At 37.1% G+C, this 21,221-nt stretch carries 17 protein-coding genes; 9 read left to right on the top strand and 8 right to left on the bottom strand.

What is annotated here, in order from left to right; translation table 11 throughout:
* Positions 1–374: 374 nt before the first annotated feature.
* From EA412_02520 to EA412_02545, 6 genes are all read right to left on the bottom strand, one after another.
* Positions 375–1,661, bottom strand: a complete 1,287-nt coding sequence (locus tag EA412_02520; protein ID TVR81661.1) for a methionine adenosyltransferase — start codon at positions 1,659–1,661, stop codon at positions 375–377.
* A 102-nt stretch (positions 1,662–1,763) separates the two neighbouring features.
* Positions 1,764–3,839, bottom strand: coding sequence for a tungsten formylmethanofuran dehydrogenase (locus EA412_02525; protein TVR81677.1), 2,076 nt, complete (start codon positions 3,837–3,839; stop codon positions 1,764–1,766).
* 78 nt (positions 3,840–3,917) lie between these two features.
* Positions 3,918–4,532, bottom strand: a complete 615-nt coding sequence (locus EA412_02530; GenBank protein TVR81662.1) for an FAA hydrolase family protein — start codon at positions 4,530–4,532, stop codon at positions 3,918–3,920.
* A gap of 23 nt (positions 4,533–4,555) precedes the next feature.
* Positions 4,556–7,237, bottom strand: coding sequence for a hypothetical protein (locus EA412_02535; GenBank protein TVR81663.1), 2,682 nt, complete (start codon positions 7,235–7,237; stop codon positions 4,556–4,558).
* Positions 7,238–7,327: 90 nt separating this feature from the next.
* Positions 7,328–8,290, bottom strand: a complete 963-nt coding sequence (locus EA412_02540) for a ring-cleaving dioxygenase (protein TVR81664.1) — start codon at positions 8,288–8,290, stop codon at positions 7,328–7,330.
* 2 nt (positions 8,291–8,292) lie between these two features.
* Positions 8,293–9,009 (bottom strand): hypothetical protein, encoded by a 717-nt coding sequence (locus tag EA412_02545; protein TVR81665.1) that lies wholly within the window; start codon positions 9,007–9,009, stop codon positions 8,293–8,295.
* Between the two features lie 233 nt (positions 9,010–9,242).
* On the opposite strand from EA412_02545, the gene EA412_02550 reads away from it, so the two are divergent.
* The 6 genes from EA412_02550 to EA412_02575 are packed head-to-tail and all read left to right on the top strand — an operon-like array spanning position 9,243 to position 16,986.
* Entirely contained in the window at positions 9,243–10,178 is a 936-nt protein-coding gene (locus tag EA412_02550; GenBank protein ID TVR81666.1) for a hypothetical protein, read from the top strand.
* On the top strand, positions 10,159–10,671 hold the full coding sequence (locus tag EA412_02555; protein TVR81667.1) for a hypothetical protein: 513 nt from the start codon (positions 10,159–10,161) through the stop codon (positions 10,669–10,671). The genes EA412_02550 and EA412_02555 overlap by 20 nt, the downstream gene beginning before the upstream one ends.
* A 27-nt stretch (positions 10,672–10,698) precedes the next feature.
* Positions 10,699–12,081, top strand: coding sequence for a hypothetical protein (locus EA412_02560; protein TVR81668.1), 1,383 nt, complete (start codon positions 10,699–10,701; stop codon positions 12,079–12,081).
* On the top strand, positions 12,078–13,037 hold the full coding sequence (locus EA412_02565) for a hypothetical protein (GenBank protein ID TVR81669.1): 960 nt from the start codon (positions 12,078–12,080) through the stop codon (positions 13,035–13,037). The genes EA412_02560 and EA412_02565 overlap by 4 nt, the downstream gene beginning before the upstream one ends.
* A gap of 5 nt (positions 13,038–13,042) precedes the next feature.
* Entirely contained in the window at positions 13,043–13,486 is a 444-nt protein-coding gene (locus EA412_02570) for a hypothetical protein (GenBank protein TVR81670.1), read from the top strand.
* Between the two features lie 11 nt (positions 13,487–13,497).
* Positions 13,498–16,986, top strand: a complete 3,489-nt coding sequence (locus tag EA412_02575; protein ID TVR81671.1) for a hypothetical protein — start codon at positions 13,498–13,500, stop codon at positions 16,984–16,986.
* Here EA412_02575 and tilS read toward each other — a convergent pair.
* Complete coding sequence (tilS, locus tag EA412_02580) at positions 16,983–18,359, bottom strand: tRNA lysidine(34) synthetase TilS (protein TVR81672.1); 1,377 nt, start codon at positions 18,357–18,359, stop codon at positions 16,983–16,985. The two genes, EA412_02575 and tilS, sit on opposite strands and share 4 nt — an antisense overlap.
* The gene (locus EA412_02585; protein TVR81673.1) at positions 18,340–18,675 is read right to left on the bottom strand and encodes a tetratricopeptide repeat protein; all 336 of its coding nucleotides are present in this window, start codon (positions 18,673–18,675) and stop codon (positions 18,340–18,342) included. The genes tilS and EA412_02585 overlap by 20 nt, the downstream gene beginning before the upstream one ends.
* Before the next feature lie 71 nt (positions 18,676–18,746).
* Between EA412_02585 and EA412_02590 the strand changes: the two genes are divergently transcribed.
* From EA412_02590 to EA412_02600, 3 genes are read left to right on the top strand one after another with little or no spacing between them, the layout of a single operon-like run.
* The gene (locus tag EA412_02590) at positions 18,747–19,487 is read left to right on the top strand and encodes an electron transfer flavoprotein beta subunit/FixA family protein (GenBank protein TVR81674.1); all 741 of its coding nucleotides are present in this window, start codon (positions 18,747–18,749) and stop codon (positions 19,485–19,487) included.
* A gap of 1 nt (position 19,488) precedes the next feature.
* Entirely contained in the window at positions 19,489–20,463 is a 975-nt protein-coding gene (locus EA412_02595) for an electron transfer flavoprotein subunit alpha/FixB family protein (GenBank protein ID TVR81675.1), read from the top strand.
* A 30-nt stretch (positions 20,464–20,493) separates the two neighbouring features.
* Entirely contained in the window at positions 20,494–21,114 is a 621-nt protein-coding gene (locus tag EA412_02600; GenBank protein ID TVR81676.1) for a hypothetical protein, read from the top strand.
* Positions 21,115–21,221 lie beyond the last annotated feature (107 nt).

Genomic DNA, 21,221 nt, shown 5'->3' on the forward strand with positions numbered 1-21,221 from the left:
TCTCCTGAATAGAAAGAGCTAAAATGGAAAAATTATGATTGCAAATGGAAAATGTAAAATGTGGTGGGAGCTCCCTGACTTTGGTTGTCACTCTGAGTGGCAGCGAAGAGTCTCCGTATTAATCTAGAGACCGCATTCGCTCCGCGTCTCGCGAGCGTAAGTGTAGAACAGCCTCCGGCCGGAATTCAATGTTCTAAGGCTATTTCTTAAGTTAGATTTTACATAATTTCAAGTCCGCTGACTTCGACTCCGCTCAACAACCTATCTACCAATCAATCAACTGTTTCAATGGAAATCCGGAAATCCTTCCTAAGGTGAGCATAACAAACAGTAGTGAGGACTGTAATTTTCCTAATTTCAATTTTTCAATAGTCCTAAATCGAAAATGCCTCTTTAATCTTATCTACATAGTTTAGTTTCTCCCAGGTAAAGAGTTCTACTTCTTTTTCAAGCTTGGCACCATCATGTGTATAAAAAACTTTTTTAACTGTTCGGGGTTCTCTACCCATATGCCCATAAGCTGCTGTTTCAGAATAGATAGGGTTTCGAAGCTTTAGTCGCTCTTCAATGGCATAAGGTCTCATGTCAAATAATTTTTCGACTACTTCTGCTATTTCCATGTCGGTCTTATCAATTTTTGATGTACCATAAGTATTGATAAAAATATTCATGGGCTTGGCAATTCCAATTGCATAGGCAACCTGAACCAAAACCTCATCACACACGCCGGCTGCCACCAAATTTTTTGCCACATGACGCGTCGCATATGCTGCAGAGCGATCTACTTTTGAAGGATCTTTCCCGGAAAAAGCACCTCCACCATGCGCTCCCTTTCCTCCATAAGTATCAACTATGATTTTTCTGCCTGTAAGACCGGTATCCCCGTGTGGGCCTCCGATTACAAACTTTCCTGTAGGATTAATATGGTATTCAATATTATCATCAAACAAAGCCTGAATGTCCGGTGAAAGCTGTGCAATGACCCGTGGTATTAATATCCCCTTAATATCCTTTTCAATTCTTTCCAGCATTGCCTTATCCGCATTTTTCTGTGCTTCAAGACTATCTCCGCTTGCTTTTAAAAATTCATCATGCTGGGTAGAAATTACAATAGCACTTATTCGTACCGGCTTCTTTTCTTCATATTCTATAGTAACCTGCGACTTTGAATCCGGAGCCAGATAGGTAATATCTTTATTTTCTCTTCGGATTTTGGCTAATTCCATCAGAATTTTATGCGATAAATCTAAAGCCAAAGGCATATAATTTTCTGATTCATTTGTGGCATATCCAAACATCATTCCCTGATCTCCGGCTCCCTGCTCTTCCGGATTTTCACGATCTACTCCCCTGTTTATATCCGATGACTGCTCATGAATGGAAGATAAAATACCGCAAGATTTAGATTCGAACATATAAGACGACTTCGTATATCCAATTTTTTCAATTACATCTCTGGCAATTTTTTGTACGTCCAAATAAGTGTTTGATTTAACTTCACCGGCTAAAATAACCTGCCCGGTAGTTACTAAAGTCTCACAAGCGACTTTTGAAGACGGGTCAAAAGCAATAAAATGATCTACCAATGCATCTGATATTTGATCGGATACTTTATCAGGATGTCCTTCAGAAACAGATTCTGAGGTAAAGAAATATCTCATTATAATATATTTAAATTAATACTTGGCTATTCAGAAAAAACTATTTTACATTTTAAAAACCAGTATGATTTATTAAAAAGCCACGCAAATCTATAAAAAGCTTTAGTATTTTAGTAAAAAATCCAATTTGTTTTCAATATCTTCCTGTGTTGGCAGATAAGTATTTTCTAAAGTACTGTTCAACGGAATGGCTGGAGTATTTTCTGACCCAATAATCTGTACCGGGGCATCCAGGTATTCAAAACAGTGCTTAGCAATTCTACCGGCCAAAGCTTCTGTCAGTGAATGCTGTAAAGACTCCTCTGTAAGTAAAAGTACTTTATGATGCTTTTTTACTCTTTCAAACACAAATTCATCATCAATCGGGTGTAAGGTTCGCAAATCAACTATTTCAACCTGATCTTTAAACTTTTTTGCAGCATTCAATGCCCAATGCACGCCCATTCCGTAAGTTACTACTAACACACTTTTTCCTTTTTCAGTAAAATCACTTGCTGCTTCAAGACTAATAGCTGCTTTTCCTATTGGAACGACATAATCAGCATCCGGTTCAACTGTTTTTGCCGCGGAAGTTCCCGGTACTTTTGACCAGTATAAGCCTTTATGTTCAAAAATAACCACCGGATTCGGATCATAAAAAGCGGCTTTCATCAACCCCTTCATATCCGCTGCATTAGAAGGATATACTACTTTTACCCCTTTTATTTGAGCTATTACAGACTCTACACTGGAACTATGATATGGACCACCGGAACCATAAGCCCCTATTGGAACTCTGATTAGTGCCTGCACCGGCCATTTCCCATCTGATAAATAATTAGACCGGCTTACTTCCGTAAAAAGCTGATTTAAGCCCGGCCATATATAATCGGCAAACTGAACTTCAACAATTGGTTTGCAACCTGCTGCTGACATACCTGTTGTGCTTCCAATAATATAAGCTTCCTGTATAGGAGTGTTAAAAACCCGGCTATCACCAAATTTTTTGGCCAGTAAGGCCGCTTCCCGAAAAACTCCTCCTAAACGTCCGCCAACATCCTGACCATATAACAAAGCTTCAGGATGTTCTCTTAAAATTTCTTCTACTGCATGAAGTGCTGCATCAACCATCATCACAACCTGTCCACCCTCCGGTTTGCGAATTCCCTTTTCTTCTGTAATTTCTGTCGGGGCAAATATATGCGTAAACAAATCAGACGGCTCCGGATCAGCTGCTGCAAGTGCTTTTTGATAGTCTTCAGCTACTTTATCTATGATTTCATTTTCAAGCGTTTCCAAAAATCCACTTTCAAAGCCTGTATCGTGAATTAAGGTTCTCATTTTTGGTAAAGGATCCCTAAGAGCATGCTCTTTTAAATTTTCTTCTCCTCTATACCATTCTTTTCTCACTCCTGATGTATGGTGGCCTAATAAAGGGACTTTTGCATGAAGTAAAAATGGTCTTCTTTCCTCTCTGATTTTTTTAACAATATCTTGCAGTGCCAAATAAGATGCTTCAAAGTCAGTTCCATCGATTTCTACCACTTCCAGACCTTTAAATCCCCTTGCATAATACGCTGCATCCATTGCCCTGATTTCATCGGCTGAAGCTGAAATATCCCACTCGTTATCCTGTATAAAATATAAAATCGGTAATTTTTTTAAAACTGCCATTTGAAAAGCTTCAGCAACTTCACCCTCTGTAATTGAGGCATCTCCCAAAGAACAAACAACAACCGGCGCTTCGTTTTTATCAGATTTTAGTAATTCCTGCGATTCCAAATAGTGAATTCCATGAGCCAAACCGGTAGCCGGAATAGCCTGCATGCCGGTAGCTGAAGACTGATGTGGAACTTTTGGCATATCATCTCTTCTGACACTTGGGTGAGAATAATAGGTTCGTCCACCTGAAAAAGGATCATCTTTTTTAGCTAAAACCTGCAGCATTAAGTCATAAGGAGTAAACCCCATGCCCAACAAAATTGAATCATCGCGATAATAGGGAAATACATAATCAAAAGGTTTTAGTTGCAACGATAAGGCTAATTGTATGGCTTCATGCCCTCGGGAAGTAGCATGAACATATTTACTGCAAATCTCTTTATTTTCTTCATATAACAAAGCCATTTTTTCTGCTGTGAGCATTAACTCAAAAGCTTTTAATAAAATTTCCTTGTCAATTTTGTTCTGTACAGTCATCTCAGCCATGTTATAACAATATCTTTTTAGTGGGGTAAAATTACAAAATTCAGCAAAGAACAGTCAGCAAATTACGACTTATCTTATTGCAAAGTGCAAAACCTCTTTTTCTTCTAAAAACGCGGTTAATTTATCCCCTGCTTTCACAGGGCCGACTCCTGACGGGGTTCCTGTAAAAATCAAATCCCCCTTTTTCAAACTAAAGTATGTTGATATGTAACTGATTAGATATTCTATATTAAAAATCATATCAGCTGCATTTCCAATCTGCACCTTTTTATCATTTTTCAGCAAGTTGAAATTAAGATTATTGAAATCAGCCTTCAAGTCTTTCATTTCTACCCACTCTCCTATAGCTGCTGAGTTATCAAATGCTTTGGCAATTTCCCAGGGTAAGCTCTTTTGTTTACATTCCGCTTGTAAATCTCTGGCTGTAAAATCAATTCCCACAGTTACTGAATCAAAATATCTGTAAGCAAACTCTTCTTTAATGTATTTCCCGGGTTTAATAATCTTCACGACCAGTTCAGCTTCATAATGAATATCCTTGCTGAATTCGGGATAGTAAAAGTCATCATTATTTTTCAAAATAGCCGTGTCCGGTTTTAAAAAAAGTACCGGCTTTTCAGGTACAGGATTATTTAGCTCATGAGCATGATCAATATAATTTCTGCCCACACATATAATTTTCATCTTTTTTAGTTTTTATTTAAAAATCACCAGCCCATAAATTTATTCACAGCTTCTATTTCCTCCTGATTGATTGTATGCGGCCGACCGGGGAATATCTCCATTTTAACTTCAGCACCCAATTCTGTTAAAATTCTTTTGGTTTCTTCCGATCTTTCAACCGGAATGTGAGGGTCATTGTCTCCATTACTCAGATACACTTTTGTGCCTTCAAAATTTCCCTCATATTTACGCTCATCAATTTTTTCTCCGATAAGCCCACCGGTAAAAATGAGCAAACCACCAAACTTGCGGGCATGTGTAGCTGCAAACTCAGAAGTTAAACAAGCTCCCTGCGAAAAACCTAACAAATAAATATTTTTTGTGTCTAAGTACTGCTTTAGATAATCATAGGTTTCTTTAATTACCCCTAATGAACGACTCAAAAAGGGTTCATTTCTTGATTCAGCAGCCATAAAACTATACGGATACCAGGTATTTCCTTCTGCCTGCGGAGCAATCAATATGGTCTCAGAATCTCCAAAAAGCTTACCTAAATTTAGAATATCCTCTGCTGTTCCTCCTCTGCCGTGGACTAGTATAAATGCTCTTTTTGCGTCTTCAACTTTTGCACCGGCTTTTTGATGATTAATTTCTAACATTTTATAGCTATTTGATAAATTAAAGTCTAAATCTTTACCTGTCATTCCGGAATTGTGCCTTTTTGATTGATTTGAAAAATCAGGAATTAAAAAAGTATTGACCGGAAAATTAAAAGAATTTGAGTTTATACCTCTTACAACTTTAATTTCCGTTCTTCTGTTCAACTGATGTTCTTCTTCTGTGCATTCAACCCCATCCACACAATGATTCACCGGCTTTGACTGGCCATATCCCTCAAAACTTAACCTTGCCGGATCAATACCGGCACTAACCAAATAATTTCTGGCAGATTGAGCCCGTCGCATGGAAAGATGCTTATTGTAATTCAAAGAACCCCGGCTATCGGTATGAGACATCAGTTTAATTTCTACTTCAGGGTAAGTTTCCAGAATTAATAACAATTCATCCAAAACTTCCGCAGCATCTGCCCGAATATGATACTTATCGTAATCATAATATAAATTTTCAAGTTCCAGCACACTTCCCGTTACAAAACGTCTTGCATCAGCTATAGTTTCGAGAGGTCGGGGTAAAAGTATATTTTTCTTAAACAAAGTGGAACGTATTAAGGTATCTGTAACCATCTGCCAGGAAGTTTTTTTCTCTGCTCTTTCATAGCTTACATAAATTTGCAAGTCCGGATTTTTTGTTAAATCAAACTGAACACTTCCTTCCTCATTTGTCAATAAACTGTCTCTTTCTCCGGTTACTAAATCTTCCACAATAACTAAAGCACCATGCAATAAATCTTCTGAAAGGCTGTCATATACAAAGAGTTTTAACTCATGGTTCAGCACTCTGGTAAAACCATAAATATCGTCACTCCCCTTTCCCTCCGGGCGATTAGATGAAAAGTAACCTGATTGATGAAACTCATCCGTTATAAAGCCAAAATCATCGTAAGGTGAATTTATGGGAGGACCTACATTTTCAACATCCCAACCATCTCCATTTGGAGTTGCCCGGTAAATATCAAACCCACCTAATCCTATTTTTCCTTTGGAAGAAAAATATAAAGTTCCGTCACTGTGAATAAACGGAAAAGCTTCTTCCCCCTCTGTGTTAATATCCGACCCTAAATTTTCAGGTTCTCCCCAGCTACCATCCTCTGTTTTATGAACAACATAAATATCCCCTTTCCCATAGCCTCCTTCCCTGTCAGACGAAAAATACATAGTGTTTCCATCAGGAGTTAAAGTAGGATGAGCATTTGAAAATTCTTTACTGCTAAAAGGAACTGCCCCGGTAACTTCCCAAATACCATCCGCTAATTTAGCATGGAAAATTTCTAATTTTAAAATTCCGTCTCTGTCATACTGCCTGCTTCGTTCATTGTAGTAATTTCTGGTAAAATACATTTCCGTAAAGTCACTGTTAAAAGTTAACGGGCCTTCATGATATCGCTGATTCACTTTTCCGGGTAATGGTTGGGGATTTGTATAAATGCTATCGAAAAGCTTGGTAACTGTTTGAAGATTTAAAAAAGGCCGGTCAGTCCAGGAGTCAAGATTTCTTGTATTTTTCTGCTCAACCATCACAGAAGAAGGAAAAACTATAGACTCATCTTTATAATAAGCCGGGCTAAACTCTGCAGATTCAGTATTTATGGGTAAATTATAAATTTCAAATTCAACTTCTCTGTTGATAATTTGCTGTAAACTATCCATCCCCTGATAAAGTGTCCTTGCTCTAATATCAGAGGGATTATCCATTAAGTATTTTAGGTAATACTCTTTTGCTTTATCATATTGTTTTTTAGAGCGCAAAACCTGTGCATAATAGAAATAATAAATAGGCTCAACATTTTCAATTTTTACTGCCTTTTCATACCATTTCAAAGCATCTTCAAACTGATCAGTCAGACGATAAGAATCGGCAAGCCTTTTTATAGCATGTTCATTTACCGAATCTTTATCTAATACTTTTTTATAACCCTCAATAGCTTTGCTAAAATGGAAGGTGCTGAAATCTCGGTCGGCTAACCTTATATCTCTGTTTTGTGCAGTAGATACTGTATTCAGTAAAACCACAAAACCAAAAACGAATAAAACTATTAATCGATACATATATCATTCATACTTGTGTAAATAAAAAGTACACGAACATATAATTTTTTTAAAAATAATTCTCTTTTTTTTGTAAAACAAAGAAAAGACTTAGTCAATTTTAAACTTTTGTTTGTCAAACTTTACCGGCTCAAGGTTTTGTTCAATAGTCTTTCTGTTTTTTTCTTCCCAGGGTGGCAGCATCAGCTTTTCTCCTAAACTTTCCATCGGTTCATCAATATCAAAACCCGGTCCGGCAGTTGCTATTTCAAACAAAATTCCATTCTGTTCTCTAAAATAAATTGATTTAAAATATTGTCTGTCAAGTATGGGCGTAACATTATAATTTTCTGCTATAATTTTTCTTCTGACCTCCTCCTGTGTCCCCGTATCGGGTGTAGAAAATGCAATATGGTGAACAGTACCACTTCCATTTAATGCACGAAAACTTTGTCCTTGTTCCAATAAATCCACATATCCATAACTTTTACCGGCAGGTTTCAAACGCTCCCTGTTACCTTCCTTTTCTTTAGGCTCATAATTCATCAGATTTACAAGCAGATTTTTGGTAGATGCGGCATTATTCACAAAAAAGGTAGCAGAATGAAATCCAATAATACTGTATTTCTCCGGTACAGGCCCATCGGCATATAATGGTCTGCTATCATCCTTAGCCTCAATTAATTCCAGTCCAAGTCCATCAAAATCTTCAAAATAAATAAACTTTTCTCCATTAAACCTTTCAGCCGGTTTTTGAAAATCTACTTCAAAGTGAGAGAGCCTTTTTGTCCAGTATTCCAAACTGTCTTTTGGTACAGAATATCCGGTAACTCCTACTTGCCCGTTACCTTTCCTGCCTTGTTGTAAGTTTTTGAAAGGGAAAAAAGTAATGACTGTACCCGGCAATCCTTGTTCATTGGCAAAATAGAGGTGATAGATGTCCGGGGCATCAAAATTTATAGTTTTTTTAATCATGCGCAGACCTAATATACCTGCATAAAAATCAATATTCTTTTGGGCATCTGAGGTCATTGCCGTAATGTGATGAAAGCCATTCACTAATGCTTTGCTCATAATTATATGTTTTTTAATTCAAGTATTTTATCATAAGTTTCGTTAAACAAATGCTCGTATTTAGCTTTTTTCTCTTCATCAAGCGTTTCATTTTTCATTTTAACAACTAAAATTTCAGCTTCTTTGTATAAGAGTTCAAGTTGCACTTCTCTATTTGCTGACCTTGGATAATTTAATTTTTTCTCTTCTTTAAAATCCGCATTTGATCCATTAATCGCCTCTTTTACTTCGGCTTTGAAATTATTTTCAGAAACTCCGGAAGTTTTAACAGCCACATTCAAATCAGGCTTTTCTGAACTGTCAACAGATTTTAACAATATTGGTTTTCGTAAATGTAAATAAAACAATACAGACAAAACTGTTAAAAAAAGCAGATTCAATACTGTTAAAAAAACTACAAAAAATGGTGCTCCAGATGTTCTGCTTTCGTTTACCATTGGTTCGGCGTCCATCCTTTGATTCAGCTGATTCAATTCGGCTGAAAGAGTATTAACTAAACTTTCCAGTTGGAAAATAGCAGACTCTAAAGTGTCAAGTTTGCTGCTTAGGAAAGCCAGCTCTTCATCATTTGAAGCTGCAGAAACACTTCTTACAGAACGGTCAAGGGCATTTAAACGGTCTTTAATGTCTATTTGCTCATTAAATAGGTAAAGGTAGCGCTGCTGAAGTCTTTCCATTTCATTTGCACCAAAAACTGAATTTGTATTAAATAAAAACAAAATACAGCAAAAAAATAAGAATAATAGACTTTTCAAATTCAGGTAATTTAGCCTTGATAATCTCAAAGATAAAAAGAAGAGTTAAGAATCTATAACTGCTATTTTATAAAATGACTTAAGTAAGGTTTTATCAATTTTTAATGAAGCTTTAAAAAGGGAAAAAATAAAAAAATAGTTGTTTTAAACTTTAAAATCGTTAACTTTATTTGTGTTTTAGATTAACAATCAGTCAAATGATTATACAGAAAAAAATAATCTCTTCAATTAAAGTTTTAGCAAGCCTGATACTTATTCTTTTAATAAGTGTGTCATGCTCTAAAGATGATAACTTCATTCCGGACAATAATCCACCGGATTACAGCAATATTTCTGCTGTTAAAATAGAAAATTATGTAAACCGCTTATTTATAGATCTGCTTGGCAGGGAGCCGCTTAATACAGAAATGGCTGCTGAAACAACTTTTTTAAAAGAAAATGATTTATCCAAGGATTCCAGAGTGGAATTAATTCAAAGACTTCAAAGCAATACTGACTGGGTTGAAGGAGATTCCTCATATTTTATCGCTTATCATAAACGACTATATGATATTGCAAAAGTCAGAACAATTGAAGGAGTTGCAGACTCTGACATACAAGGTTCTATTGGAATAGCTTCCTTTTCGCTTTTACAGGCTGAGCTACTTGGAGATTCTGCCAGAGCTTCCGGTGCCAAACAAACCATAAAAAATTTAGAAAAAGTATTAAGTTCTCAATATGAATATCGGGAAGGCCTCATCAGCATTAATGAAGTATTCAGAAGAATGATTAACAACAGAATTTTTGATGAAATTAATATGAACACCTTGAATTTTATCAATGCCAGCTTTGATTTATTGCTTTTCAGATATCCTACACAATTTGAATTTGATAAATCTTATTCAATGATACAGCATAATGAATCGGTTTTTTTAATGGGTTCAAACGGAAGTAACAAATCAGATTATCTTGATATACTGGTGAATAATAAGGAATTTTATGAGGGCATAATAAAATGGGCTTACATTCAATTAGTTGCCCGTCAGCCTGAATCCATAGAGCTTGCACAGCATATGCAGTATTTCTATCCGGATGCTGACTTTTACCTGCTACAACAAAACATATTAAAAACAGATGAATATGCGAACTTTTAGAGAAATATTTGTTTCTAAGCTTTTTTTAATATTTGCCTTTTGTTTGGTTTTTAGTTCCTGCAAAAAGGAGGAAGACATCTTATATGGCGTAAAAGGAGTTGAAGTATTTCCACAGGGAGCCGATAAAGGGAAAGTTAAAAGTCCGGAGCAATTTCTGTCAATACTATATGCGAATTTATTTCAACAGGCATTACCTTCTAATCAATTAGTGCAACTATCCCGATTGGTTCAATCAATAGGAGACAAAGATGTTGCCTACGAAATTATTATCAGCAATTTCATGAACAGACCGGATGTTATTTTGCCTACCAATGAAGAAATGCGGGAAGACATAGAAGCTTTCATAGAAGACACGTACAAACGCTTTTTTGTGAGGCCTCCAAGTGAAATCGAAAAAGTCTACTTCATAAATTATCTGGAAAACAATCAGGATGTAACACCTGAACTGGTATTTTTTGCATTTGCACTTTCAGAAGAATACAGGATATACTAAAAGTTTCCGGAATAAAAGGACAGTACTATGAAAAAACAGAACAGAAGAAAGTTTATAAAAACAGCGGGAATAGCAGCAGCAGGAGCCATTGCTTTTCCTTACATCTTACCCTCCGGGCGGCTTTTTGCTCAGACCGGCCATCAATATGCCAAACACGTTGTTTATGTATTATTTGCAGGTGGTGTTCGCCAACAGGAATCCGTTTTGCAAAACTATCTGGATCAAAGTCAGGAAGAACCCGTTGAAGGAAATGTTATGTATAACTTACTTAATGGTACACCCCCACCTGCAAAAATCGTCTATGGAACTACACCTTCCGGTCAGCTTGATGGCAGTCAGCCCATTCCTTCTATTTTAGGGAACCAAACTTTGGAATCATTGGGTACCTATTTTCCTGAAACAAGATTCTCGAGTGGGAATACCGGCCACTACTACGGGTTGTCAACCATTTTAACCGGTCGTTATGCTACCGGGCAGGGCCTTAGACAAAGACCGCTTTACCCGACTATTTTTGAATATCTTCGAAAGCATGGAAATATACCGGCTACTAAAGCCTGGTTTATCGGTAATGGAATCGGTAGCTCTACACCTTTATTAAACTACAGTGAACATCCCGCTTACGGCCCAAAATATGGTGCTAACTTTTTAGCGCCCGAAGTAACTTTCAGCGACCAGGGTGAAATTCATCTGGCAAATGCAAAGATTTATCATCCGGAAGAACAACTGGAGCCTATTTATGAAATGAAAAAATTTCTGGACCAGTCTTTAAACTTAAAAGCGGGAACTATACCGGGAATCTATAATACAGACGAAGAAAAGCAGGACATTAAAAATTTCATTGATCACATGTTTGATAAAAAAGCTGCTAATCAAATTGCTTTTCCACCGGTTTCTGACAGTGGAGATTTAAGGACAATTGGTTATGCTTGTGAAGTAATGAAATGGTTTAAACCTGCTATAAGTGTTGTAAATATGAGCTCAATAGATAGTTGTCATACCAGTTTCACATCTTATTTAAGAGCTTTGCATCGCTGTGATCATGCAGTTGGCCACTTATGGAATTACATACAAACTCAAGTGCCGGAAATGGCAAATGATACCGCAATAGTCGTAATGCCGGAACATGGCAGAAATCTTTTTGCAAATCCTATACTTGACCAAAATAACTGGGTGTCTTACGACCACAATTCAGATCAAAACTCAAGGAGAATATTCACACTGATGGCCGGCCCGCAAATTCCTTCTAATTTGAAAGTTGGAAGTGCCAACATGGATATAAATGCCAGTAATCCGATTGGAGATGCAACTGACTGTGTGCCAACTATAGCTGAAATACTGGGGTTGAAAAACGAAGTAATGTCAGCCGGTTTATTATCTCCTCAAGCTCAATCTTTATTTGAAAGAATATGAAAATTGTAACTTTAAAATATTTAATAGCAGTAAATCTGATGATATTCATGTTGATGATGGGCTGCTCAAAGGAAGAAGCAGATAATCCTTTTGATCCTTTTAATAAAGGAGAAGAAATTGAAGATCCTTTTACTTTTGATGACAGTACTAATTTTGCAGCATTGCATCATTTTATTTTTCAAACAACCTGTGCAAACTCAGGGTGTCATGACGGTACCTTTGAGCCTGATTTCAGAACCATATCAAGTAGTTATAATACGCTTTTATATCAACCGGTTATTAAAAATGATCAAAATGGCACTTACACTTACCGGGTAGTGCCGGGAAATGTAGAGCAGTCTCAACTTTACACAAGAATGACTACTGATATTGACGGATTTTCAGGTATTATGCCTTTAGAAACAGACCCGGACTCAGATTGGGAAACTAAAAAGGAAAAATATAAAGGCTTTATCAAATCCTGGATAGAAAAAGGAGCTCCGGATATGTTTGGCAATCCTGCAGAAAGTGTTGACCTGAAACCTCAGTTAGGTGGATTCATAGCTTTTGCAAATGGCAGTTCAAATCCTTTGCCGAGAAACTCTTCGGGTACCATTCAGGTTCCGGCAGGGACTAACCAATTAGATTTGTGGTTCGCTTTTATAGATGATAATACAAACCCACTAAATTTTTCGCATAATAAAGTTCAATTTTCATTGTCCACAGATTTTGTTGACCAACCTGATGATAATAATCTTCAAATTAGCAGCAATCCAGTCTCTCACAGTGGTTATAATGTTTCACAAATTAGTTATACGCATCAGATTACTATATCTCCCTTTAATAACTGGAGTACGGGAAACAGAATTTTCGTGAGGACATTTGTGAGTGACGGTGTTAATGATGTAACGGAAATTCCTTCTGATGGTGCTGCCGGATACATCAAAAATTATTTTTCATTCAGACTTTTAGACTAAAAAAAATGAAGAAAATTTTAATCTATATTGTTCTCATCCCTCTCTTTGGACTTTTTTCTTGTTCAAAAAAAGAAGTCTTAGATGAAGTGCCATATATTGAGTTAGTAAGTGTGGAACCGCTGGAAATGATACAATTTAAAGATACGCTAACAATTACTATTCGATATGAAGACGGGAATGGCGATCTGGGTTTTGCAGATGCTGATTCAAACGCGCTATATGTTCATGACCAAAGACTCGATAAAGCTGATATGTTTTATGTACCTCCTTTAGCACCCTTGGATGCAGAAGTGCATATTAGCGGCAAACTCGATATTCAAATTGGAAATACCTTTTTAATTGGTAATGGTCCGTCTGAAAAAACCAGATTCTATATTAAAATTAGAGACAGAGCAGGTAATATGAGTAATGAAATAGTCACTCCGGAGATAACTATACTAAGGGAATAAAGAGCGTTAAAATGAAATTATTTTTTAAAATACTGACTCTTTTTCTTTTAACAATAAGTTTTTTAAGCTTTCAAACAGTCCTGAGTCAAAATATCTACCAAATGAATAATGCACAGGTAGATGATTGCTATGGATTTTTTACGGACAGCCAGGCCGGCGATGACCCGAATTGTCCGGAATGTTATGACCATAATGAAAATTATACTTTTACCATTTGTGTACCCGACGGTGACACTATCGTAATGGATTTTATCAACTTTCAAACAGAAGCAGTTTTTGATACTATTCGCTTTTTTGACGGACCCGATACCAATTCCGTTCAAATTGGGCCTACTCATTCAGGGACTACTCTTCCGGGGCAAATTATTGCACTTTCAGGCTGCTTAACCATACACTTCGGCTCCGATGCAAGCGTAGCAGCTGATGGCTGGTTTGCTGAATGGTATACGATACTTGCCCCTCCGGACACCCCTGCGATTGATATACCTGCCGTTTTTGATTGTGAAACAGAAATACTAATCTTGCAATTGGATGTTCCTGTACTTTGTGATTCTGTCTTGCCTCAATGGATAAATGTTAACGGACCTTCCAACTCCGGAGTTGTATCCGCAAACGCGATAAACTGTACTGACGGGCTGACAACAGAAATACAAATAAGTCTTCAACCATCTCTTGATTTAAACGGCTCTTACACCATTGATTTGACAACTTTTTATTTAGACGTTTGTGATAGCCTGCATATTCTATCTTCAGATGCTGAATTTGATGTAATTAATTGTCCTTTAGAAGTAGAAGTATTCACAGACCTCGAAACTATTTGCGAAGGTGAATGTATTGAAGTTTGGGCGGAAGTATTTGGAGGAATTCCTGCTTCTTATGTCTATGACTGGAACATTAGTGTGCCTGCCGGTAATGGTGTTTATACCTATTGCCCCACCGAATCTGAATGGATAACACTTACTGTTTCTGATACCGGTGGTTCAGCGCCCGGTTCGGATTCTGTTTGGATAACTGTTATCAGCAATCCGGTAACACAGGATGATACAGGATTTTGCCAAAGTGAAGCTGCTGTTACATTAAGTGCCAGTCCGGCCGGAGGTGTTTGGTTTGGCCCCGGGATAACAGATTCTATTGGTATTTTTGACCCAAATACTGCCGGTGGTGGCATTCACTCTATCATTTATGAGCTTAATAATTGCAGAGATACATTAATAATAGACATTTTAGGGATAGAAGCAGGACCTCCACAGGCGGCCTGCCCGGGCACAGATAGTTTTCAATTAAGCGGAGCTTTACCTGCCGCAGGCACTTGGACAGGTCCTAATGTTACACCGGACGGCATTTTCGACCCATCAACAAGCGGTAGCTTTGATGTCTTTTTTAATTATGATACCTGCACAGCTGTAAAAACAGTTTCAGTAGAAAACTTATCTGTTCAACCCTCAGATACTATTTGTGTCTCAGACAGCACTTATATTTTAACAGCCACTCCGTTTGGAGGTATTTGGAGCGGTACCGGAATTATAAATCCTTTATTCGGGGTGATTGATTTACAAGCTCTTTCAAGTGGTGCTTATGAATATATTTATAGTGCAAATGGTTGTGCAGATACTCTTTCCTTAAATTTACAATTTACCGATGCCGGTAGTAATTTTACAGTCTGTCCTCATCAGGGAAATTTCTTTATGCCTGCTGCTAATCCGCCCGGTGGAACATGGTCCGGAAATGGTATTGTAGATAATAATACCGGAGAATTTAATCCTTTTTATAATAATGGAAATAATTTTAACTCAAATGTAATTTATACAGTCGATGGCTGTTCAGATACGGTTCTCGTAAGAGGTAGAAATACCGGGGTAGGAATCGACAGCTTGTTTTTTTGTTTGAGCGATTCCATTATGCCATTAAATGCAGCAAATACTCAAAGAGTACCCGGCGGAGGTTCATGGTCAGGGAATGGCGTACAGTTTGGCCCTCCCAGATTTAATCCTGCTTTAGCCGGACCGGGAATTCACACTATTTATTATACTGCAAACAGTTGTGTTGACAGCTTTACTGCTATTGTTTATCCGCAAGCTGATTTTCAATTTCCAACCGCTTTTTGCTCCAATATAAATTCTGTAGACCTAAATAATTATGCTCCTTCCGGCTCATGGTATGGGCCCGGGGTATTCCCTCCCGGTTCTGATTCTTTTTCACCACAAAATGCCGGTGCCGGTGTGCATACTTTATACTTTGTTTCTGAAACAGGAAACTGTCCGGACTCTACTCAAATAACGGTTGTAAGCCCTCAAACACCGGATATCTTACTTGATAACAGCTACTGCTTTATAGATTCTGAAATAGCTATTTTTTCCAATAATAATTTTGTTAATTCCACCGGAAACGGAGTGCTTAATAATAATTTTAATCCGGCAACTGCCGGGCCGGGCACGCATACTATAAGTTGGGATTATGATGACGGAACATGCCAGCTAAATAATCAATTCAATGTTACAGTGCTGGAACCTCTATCTTTAGAGTTTTTCCCGGCAGATACTTCAATTTGTTTTGGTGATGATGTAATGGTGTCGGTTGAAATATCAGGAGGAACCGGAAATTATCAACAATTTTGGAACAATTCTTCTCAGCAAGATACTGCCTATTTATTTAATGAGCTGTATAGCGATTATGTTAGCATAATGGTTGCAGATGGTTGTTCTGAAGCTATAAATGACTCAATTTTTATAGAAGTTTATGATGAGATTAATTTAGATTTTACAACAAATGATCCTTTATGTTACGGTAAAACGGGTTTTGCTGAAGTTTCTGCAAGTCCTGCATCAAGTTACACTTATGAATGGCAAACCAACCCTCCGGTTAATCAAAATCGATTGGAAGAAAGAGTCAGAAACACTTATGAAGTAATAGTAATTGATAATGTTACAAATTGTCAAGTAAATGGTTCGGTTTACCTGCCCGGCTATGAATTGGTCACAGCTCGATTTATGCCAAACCCTTCCAATGATTGTGTAAACCTGTCAAACCCTTCTATTGAATTTATTGATATTAGTCAGGGAGCAGTTGAAGGCTTGTGGCAATGGGGTGACGGAAGGTCTAAACCTTATGACCCGGGTGATTTTCATATTCATAACTATAGAGATACCGGTACTTATACTGTTCAGCTAACGGTTTATAATGAGGGTGGTTGTAGTGACAGCTATTCATTAGATGTATGTGTGCGGGCAACAGACGTAATGTTTATTCCAAATGCATTTTCACCGGCAGGCATGAATAATGAATGGAAAGTAACAGCCTTTGGAGTCAATCAATTTAATTTAAAGATTTTCAATCGCTGGGGAGAAATAATTTTTGAATCCTCAGATATAAAAAGAGGCTGGGACGGTACGCATGACGGATATGCTGTTCCTATGGGCGGCTATCCTTATTTAATTGAATTTTTAAATCCGGTCAGCGGCAGCATAGAAAAGCGAAAAGGAATGATTGTATTATATCGTTAATCTTTTGAAACCCTCCGCTCAACCTTTAGCAGATAATTGTTTTTCTTATTTACTCTAAAACGCTCATCTGTCCGATACCCAATTACCCAGGCAATTTTTTTTCCGGAACATAAAATGCGAACCGTATCTTTTTGAGACAAAGGAATCTTCTGATCAGTAAAAAAATCACTTATTTTTTTCTTTTTCAGTCCCATTCCATAAGGGTAAAAATAATCTCCCTTCATTCTGGAGCGAATACGCAAGGGGAATTCAATTTTATTATAATTAAAAAAAGCCGTTTCAGGGTCAGTAAAGTCTAAATCCGAACTATTTTTCACTTTGGAAAATACATAAGTATATCCATCCAGCTGAATTTTTTCATCCTCTTTATTGATTATAACCACTGTTGGACTGTCCACTTTCAGGTTACTGATGATAAAATGATTTCTGTCAATAATTAGTCTGTAGTCTTTGGCTAAAAACTGTTTACCACTTTGAAAATCTTTCTGCAAACAAATTTGTCTTGCCACCCCCGGTGAAAAACCAAATTCTTTTATAATAGTATTTAGGACTAACTCTGGCTGAGGAGTCAAAAACAATTTTTTGGCAGCAATGAAGATTTCACCTTCCGCTGATTTCTTTAGTAGTTTTTTTTTAAGCTGATTTACTGCCTCATCTGTCATTTTTTGAGCCGACTGAAGTTTTTCAAAATTTCCATAAAAGACTTTTCTGAAATCCGGGTTCAGCTCTTCGATTATCGGTATTAGCTTATGTCTAATTTTATTACGGGTATATTTTTCTTCAATATTGCTGGAGTCTGTCCTGTAGGAAAAATCATTTTCTTCTAAAAAATGCTCTATTTGCTGTCTTTGGGCAAATAATAAAGGTCTGATAACTTTGCCATTACGTTTAGGTATTCCACAAAGGCCGTTTAACCCACTACCTCTTAACAAATTAATAAAAAAAGTCTCAATAGAGTCGTCGTGATGATGTGCTGTTGCGATGCAGCTGTATTCATTTTCTTTCCGAATGCTTTCTAGCCATTCATACCTTAAATTTCTGGCAGTTTCCTGTATTGTTAAATTCTCAGATTTTGCAATTTTTTCTGTATCAAAATGTTTTACAAAAACTTTTTTTTCCAATTGACTTGCTAAATTTTCTATAAACACTTCATCCCCTTTTGATTCCTCACCCCGGAGATTAAAATTGCAGTGCGCCAGAGCAAAGTTAAGCTTTAGTTTATGGCAGATATAGATCAAAGCGGTTGAATCAGCCCCCCCTGAAACAGCCAGTAATAAAGATTCTGACTTTCTGAAGTTCAGCTCTTTAAATAAAAAACTTTCAAAGAGTGAAATGAAATTATTTTCTTTTTCTTTAAAAGTCATCGTCATCATCCTCCATTAAAAGAAAGAAAGCTTCTTTCAACTCTTCATAGTCTTTCATTTCCTTCTTTCGTTTGGTCACTTTCATCCCTTTTTGGTATACTTCCATAGCCTTTTTTTCTTTGCCCATACGCTCATAAAGCTGGCCCATGTGGAAATATGTCCCGGAGTAGTCAGGGTGATTATCTACCAAATCCTGAAAAAATTTCAGTGACTCCGGATAATTTTTTGACTTCAAATGCTCCATAGCAATACCAAATTTCAGAAAAGGATCATTCGGATTTTCCTTTAATAAAATTATTAGTTCATTTAATCGACCTTTTTCCATTTTAATTTGTTAGGGTTTTTAGTTAAATTTGCGCACAAAATTACTCACAGATCCACATAAAATTCAAATTTATGAAATTCTTAGTTTGCATTAGTAAAGTTCCCGATACAACAACAAAAATTTCTTTTGTTGAAAATAACACAAAATTTAATTCTGAGAAAGTAACTTTCATTATTAATCCTTATGATGAATGGTATGCTTTAGTCAGAGCACTGGAAATTAAAGAAAGCCAGGGAGGTAGTGTTACTGTTTTAAATGTCGGCCCGGCCGAAAATGATCAGATTATTCGTAAAGCACTGGCTATAGGAGCCGATGATGCTATAAGAATTAATGCTGAGCCTCTGGATGCTTTCCATTTAGCGAACCAGATAGCTGCTGTCGCCAAAGAAGGTGGTTATGACATGATCCTAACCGGCAAAGAATCTATTGATTACAATGGCGGGCAATTGGGTGGCATGATAGCAGAGTTAATGGATTTACCATACATTCCCTTGGCAACCTCACTGGATATTGAAAATGGCAAAGCCCTTATTACCCGTGAGATAGAAGGTGGAAAAGAAAAATTAGAGGCAAGCTTACCTTTAGTATTAAGTGCTAACAAGGGTATGGCTGAGGCGAGAATACCAAACATGAGAGGCATAATGAGTGCCAGAACAAAGCCACTAAAAGTGGTAGAGGCTATTGAAGCAGAGAGCCTGACTTCCGTAAAAGAATATGCCCTGCCTCCGGAAAAATCAGCCGTAAAGCTTATTGACGCTGAAACTCCGGAAAAATTAATTGATTTATTACATAACGAAGCAAAAGTAATTTAAAATGTCAGTACTATTATATGCAGAATTAACAGAAGGCCAGTTTAAAAAACCGGTTTTACAAGCAGCTACTTACGCAGCAAAATTAGCTGAGAAATTAGGAACAGATGCTCAGGCAGTTGTTTTAGGAAAAGCAGATTCCGTCAAACTTGAAACTTTAGGTGAGTATGGGATTAAAAAAGTGTTTCACGATGCTAATGAAAAGTTTAATCACTACGATTCAGGTGCAATTGCTAAAGCTATTTCTAAAGTTGCAACCGACAATGGTGCAAATGTTGTAGTTATCTCTTACAATTCCAATGGGAAAGGTATTGCTCCAAGAGTATCCGTAAGAATGAAAGCCGGAATGGTGCCGGGAGCTACAGAATTACCGGATACTTCAAATGGATTTACTGTTAAAAAAGGTGCTTTTTCAGGTAAAGCTTTTGCTGATTATGAAGTAAAAACTGAAAATAAAATTATTGGCCTTATGCCTAATGCCTTTGGTCTTGAAAGCATTGGTGGCACAGCTGAAATTCAATCGGTGGATTCCGGACTTTCAGACGCAGATTTTAAAATTGTTGTCAAGGATGTTGAAAAAGCCAGTGGTGGTGTTCTACTTCCGGAAGCTGAATTAGTAGTTTCTGCAGGTCGCGGACTCAAAGGGCCCGAAAACTGGGGGATGATAGATGAAATGGCTGAAACCATGGGTGCTGCTACTGCATGCTCCAGAGCTGTTTCTGATGTAGACTGGAGGCCTCACCATGAACACGTAGGGCAAACCGGTATCACAATTAGACCAAACCTATATATAGCAATAGCCATTTCAGGAGCTATTCAGCATTTAGCAGGTGTGAGCGGAAGCAAAGTAATTGTAGTTATTAATAAAGATCCGGAAGCTCCGTTTTTTAAAGCTGCTGATTACGGAATAGTAGGAGATGCATTTGAAGTGGTGCCTAAATTAAATAAAGCTTTAAAGGAATTCTATTCCAATAATTAAAGATTTTTTATTAATTTAGTGATAACACCTATGAGAAAAATTCGTCTAAATATCCTGAGCTTAAATCAAAGTGTTACTCAAAATCAAAGTTTTGCTGTAATACTATCTGAAACTGATGGAAACAGAAGGTTGCCAATTGTTATTGGAGCATTTGAAGCTCAGGCAATAGCATTGATAATGGAAAATGTAAAAATCATGAGGCCAATGACACATGACCTTATGAAAAATGTAATCGTGCAATTAGGCGGTACCTTGGAAGAAGTTCGTATCAGCAATCTCAGCGAAGGGGTTTTCTTTGCCGAATTAGTTTTAAAAAAGAACGGAGAGTTGTTTACTATAGATTCAAGGACTTCCGATGCTATTGCAATGGCGATTCGATTTGATTGTCCGGTATATACTTATGAGACAATCTTGGAAATGGGTGGCATAACTGTTGATGAACCGGAAGAAAAAGAAGAAAAGAAAAAGGAAAAAGAGCCTCCTAAAGAAGAAAAAGCTAAACCAAAATCTACTTCTTCAAAAAAAACACAAGATCTAACATCTTTTGCACTGCCTGAGCTTCAAAAATTGCTCACAAAAGCATTGGAAAATGAAGATTACGAACAAGCTGCCGGAATAAGAGACGAAATATCTAAAAGAGAAAAGTCCTGAACATTTGATTGTTCAGGACTTTCTACTCGGAGATGAGCTAAAGCGACTCATTTTATAATATTTCGCCCTTTCAGGGCTTTAGTTACTCTTTTCATCATCGGATGGGC

Source organism: Chitinophagaceae bacterium (genome assembly GCA_007695095.1).
Classification (GTDB): domain Bacteria; phylum Bacteroidota; class Bacteroidia; order Chitinophagales; family REEL01; genus REEL01.